Annotated in this window: 5 protein-coding genes and 1 pseudogene; 3 read left to right on the top strand and 3 right to left on the bottom strand. The window is 56.2% G+C overall.

The features are described from left to right. Window positions 1-89 precede the first annotated feature (89 nt). From GVI59_RS18380 to GVI59_RS19235, 3 genes are all read left to right on the top strand, one after another. The gene (locus GVI59_RS18380; RefSeq protein WP_173575490.1) at window positions 90-365 is read left to right on the top strand and encodes a hypothetical protein; all 276 of its coding nucleotides are present in this window, start codon (window positions 90-92) and stop codon (window positions 363-365) included. Next, window positions 362-1,150: a hypothetical protein gene (locus GVI59_RS18375; protein WP_173575489.1), complete on the top strand. Its 789-nt coding sequence runs from the start codon at window positions 362-364 to the stop codon at window positions 1,148-1,150. Before GVI59_RS18380 ends, GVI59_RS18375 begins: the two co-directional genes overlap by 4 nt. Before the next feature lie 752 nt (window positions 1,151-1,902). Beyond that, window positions 1,903-2,094 (top strand): hypothetical protein, encoded by a 192-nt coding sequence (locus GVI59_RS19235; RefSeq protein WP_242013216.1) that lies wholly within the window; start codon window positions 1,903-1,905, stop codon window positions 2,092-2,094. 45 nt (window positions 2,095-2,139) lie between these two features. On the opposite strand, the pseudogene GVI59_RS19530 reads toward GVI59_RS19235, so the two are convergent. The 3 genes and pseudogenes from GVI59_RS19530 to GVI59_RS18360 all read right to left on the bottom strand — a co-directional run. Further along, window positions 2,140-2,373: pseudogene (locus tag GVI59_RS19530) on the bottom strand (MucR family transcriptional regulator); the annotation flags it as partial. Beyond that, entirely contained in the window at window positions 2,370-2,819 is a 450-nt protein-coding gene (locus GVI59_RS18365) for a hypothetical protein (protein WP_173575487.1), read from the bottom strand. The gene GVI59_RS18365 and the pseudogene GVI59_RS19530, both read right to left, overlap by 4 nt. Before the next feature lie 53 nt (window positions 2,820-2,872). Then, on the bottom strand, window positions 2,873-3,064 hold the full coding sequence (locus tag GVI59_RS18360) for a hypothetical protein (protein ID WP_173575486.1): 192 nt from the start codon (window positions 3,062-3,064) through the stop codon (window positions 2,873-2,875). Between the last annotated feature and the right edge of the window lie 155 nt (window positions 3,065-3,219).

Below are 3,219 nucleotides of genomic sequence, written 5' to 3'. Positions count from 1 at the left end.
GCCAGCGTCGCCCGGCTCCATTGGCAGCGCCGTGATATGGAGCGGTATTGCGCGGTCTCAGCGCTGACGTGGGTGAGGAGGTTTGCCTGATGGCACTTCCTCTTTCTCCAGATCGCCAACGGATAGCGGAGCAGGCCGTCCGCGAATGGAACAAAACTCCCAGCCTATCGCTCCGAATGCTGGAGGCGCAGACCGGTCTATCGCGCTCCTGTCTGAACAAACTGTCCCAGAAAATAAAAGCGGATGAGGCCCGGCGTCGCAGCTCTCCACTGCGGGGCCGCTTTGGTCCGGAACCTCTGCCAGTCGGCCTCGGACTCAAAATGATGGACCCACAATGGCGCATGAAAATGGGAGGCGCGGCATGACCCGCAAACTCGGCAAACTCGCAGCACGCCACGACCCGCGTGCACCGAAGATGGCGCGCCTTTCGCTTATGCAGCGCACCGCGCCGGCACGATTGCTGCGCGACCACATCGATCCGGCCCCTCTGATGCTGGGTAATGACCAGACTGGGGACTGCACGTCAGTCGGGCTTGCCAACGCGTTCAGGGCGCAGGCCGCCTTGGGCGGATTCCAAGTATCTGTCACGACAGAAGATGCGGTCCGGTTCTACTCCAAAAGCACGGGCTATGTTCCGGGCAACGAGGCGACGGATCGCGGTGGCTATGAACTGGACGTCCTGACGATGGCTGGGCGGGACGGATACGCTCTGGAAACGCAGACGATCTTTCCGATCTGGGGCAATATCGACAAGAACGACCTCAATGGGATCCGTCTCTGCATGGCGGCGTTCGGCGGTGTCTATAATGGCCTCGCTCTGGCTGAAGCCGATATGTGGCAGGACGAGCAGGGCAATCTTGCCCCGGTCTGGGATACGGAGACGCCGACAGAGCGCGGAGACCCGACGCCGGGAAGCGCGGGCGGTCACTGCACTGTCTACTGGTCATATTCCGGCATTGAGGACACGGATCTGGTCTCGATCCTCACATGGGGCATGGTCCAGAAGGCAACGTGGCGGTGGGTGCGGTCACGGATGGATGAAGCGCATGCCCTCGCGTTTCCACAACTCAAGCCTGCGTCGGGTCTACTGTCCAACGAGGATTTTGATAGGCTTAGATCGGAGAACTCTGACTATTTAACGAGAGGGTAGCTTCTCTTTCCGGCTTTATGGATTAGGGACGCACTTCCAGATAAATCCTTTCCGTATGCTAGATATTGTTTGCTGGCTTACACTGAAAAGTCTCGCCAGATCTACTCCTCGTTTACGACTACTTCTGATAACAACTATATCTTTCTCGGTTAGTTTAGCCATAGGATGCCTCTCTCCCGAGGTCTGTCTTCCATTTTCAACTTTGTCAGAAATATTCTGCTTCTGAGTTCCGAAAATAATATGAGATGGGTTGACGCACTTAGAATTATCGCACGTGTGCCGGCATACGAGGTCGCTGGGTATTTCTCGTCCGGCAATCGCTAAAGATAAAGCATGTGCCGACCTCATTTTGCCGTCTATCCATATTTGTCCATATCCTCGCCCTAAACACCCTAACCACGCCCAGCACCTTCCCTCGCTAGCGTCATACGGATGAAGTGGACCATCCTTATCTACCTTCAGCCAAAAACGCCCTTGCACACACGGGTCTTCAGCGTAAACCTCTTCGTTAGCCACTGGCTTGCTATCCTCAAGTCATTGGTGAGGTCCGCAAAGTGCTGAAACACTATTGCGGGCTGATCTATTTTCAGACACTCAAAGAAAAAGTACAAGTTACATGGGTGTGTACAGTAAATGTACAAAGTTTAATGTGTCGCGGCAGCACTGGTCGGACATTCATGGCGCCAGCCCGAAAGGTGAGGCGCTCGATGCGCTGGTTGCCGAGATGAAGGCGGCGAGCGCATGATACAAAATTGCTATTCTCTGGATTTCACAGCCGCTCTGCGCCGTCTCTGAGTTTCCCGCGCGCGAACAGCATCCCGACCGTCACGTCGCAGCCCACCATCTGGAATTATTTCGCGCTCTATCGCCGCAGCGCGGCGCGACTGCTCCAGCAATTCCCACGCAACACGCTCACCGCGTCCAGCCTGCCGCGCTGCCTGTGACGCTGCCAGCAGGTCTGGGGATAATTTACCAGAAAGGTGACGCTGCCGCGTTTGATCTGCTGCCTGTTTTCGGAGTGGCGCGCAGACGAGCCCACACCCAGCAGGAATTGCGAACATTTTTCGATACTGATCACAACTGAGGTTGTGTGTAATGCGGACGTGCCTCGCCAGAGTCCTGAAACGACGTCCACAAATCAGGCACGCGATCTCGTCGTGAGACAGATATTCGTCAACCTCAGATCGGCCTGTGAACGGACCTCTCTGAGGATCTGCGTTCATTTTTTGTGCGCTCCCGCATTGAGCGCGCCCTGCATCTCTGCCAACTCACGCGCGTCGTCGAGCATCTGGAGCGTCGCAGGTAGCCCAGCGCCATCTAGACACGAATGAATAGCCCACCCTAGGGCGGCCACGATCACCTCCCCCTCCTGCCATCCGGCTGCAATGGCGCGACGCATCAACTCGTCAAGGTGAGGTTCAAGCGCGGCGCAACAGGGTTCATCTCTGTCAGCATCGGGGTGCAAAGATGCGGGCGGTGACTCTATACGCGCCAGCCGGTCGATCTCATCGAACCGTTCTGCGAGCCACTCCGCGACAGGACGCCGCCCGGACAGCATCTGCCTGAGGTTATCGTAATTGATCGGGAGAGTATCGGAGGCGGATTTCAGTGCCCCGTGAGCATCTCCAAACGTTTTCGAAATACGCCCACTAAGTTCGCCCGGCGTCATACCACCCCCCCCCCAAAAAAATGGCGGGAGACAGTCCCGCCCCCTCATTACGGTTATCCGTTGCTTTCGTCTGTCCAAGCGCTGGAGTTTTCCCAAACGCTCTCGAACGCCTCAGCCGTAGGGGCGACAGCAGAAATGCGCTCAATTTCTGTGCGGCTGATTTCGAACCCACAATTCGCTTCAACCGCGCTGACGAAACCCTCAGAGCCGACTGTAAATGTGCTGTAAATCTCGTTGAGTGTCATGGTGAGCTTCCTACTCATTCCAGAGGAGGCTTCATTGCCTCGCCCTATGACCCGATATAAGCGGGTCATGGAATTGGTGTCAACGCAAAAAACACCACCAACAAAAAAAACAGAGAAACGAAATGCCTGACCTATTCACGCACTGGTGGTTCTGG

The sequence above is a fragment of the Acetobacter sicerae genome, assembly GCF_011516765.1.
Taxonomy (GTDB): domain Bacteria; phylum Pseudomonadota; class Alphaproteobacteria; order Acetobacterales; family Acetobacteraceae; genus Acetobacter; species Acetobacter sicerae.
Note: the sequence above shows the minus strand (reverse complement) of the source record. Positions and strands in the feature narration are given on the sequence as shown.

Excerpts from the sequence above, each read along its gene's own strand:
- GVI59_RS18375 (WP_173575489.1), top strand. The coding sequence starts at position 362 with ATGACCCGCAAACTCGGCAAACTCGCAGCACGCCACGACCCGCGTGCA.
- GVI59_RS18365 (WP_173575487.1), bottom strand. The coding sequence starts at position 2,819 with ATGACGCCGGGCGAACTTAGTGGGCGTATTTCGAAAACGTTTGGAGAT.
- GVI59_RS18380 (WP_173575490.1), top strand. The coding sequence starts at position 90 with ATGGCACTTCCTCTTTCTCCAGATCGCCAACGGATAGCGGAGCAGGCC.
- GVI59_RS18360 (WP_173575486.1), bottom strand. The coding sequence starts at position 3,064 with ATGACACTCAACGAGATTTACAGCACATTTACAGTCGGCTCTGAGGGT.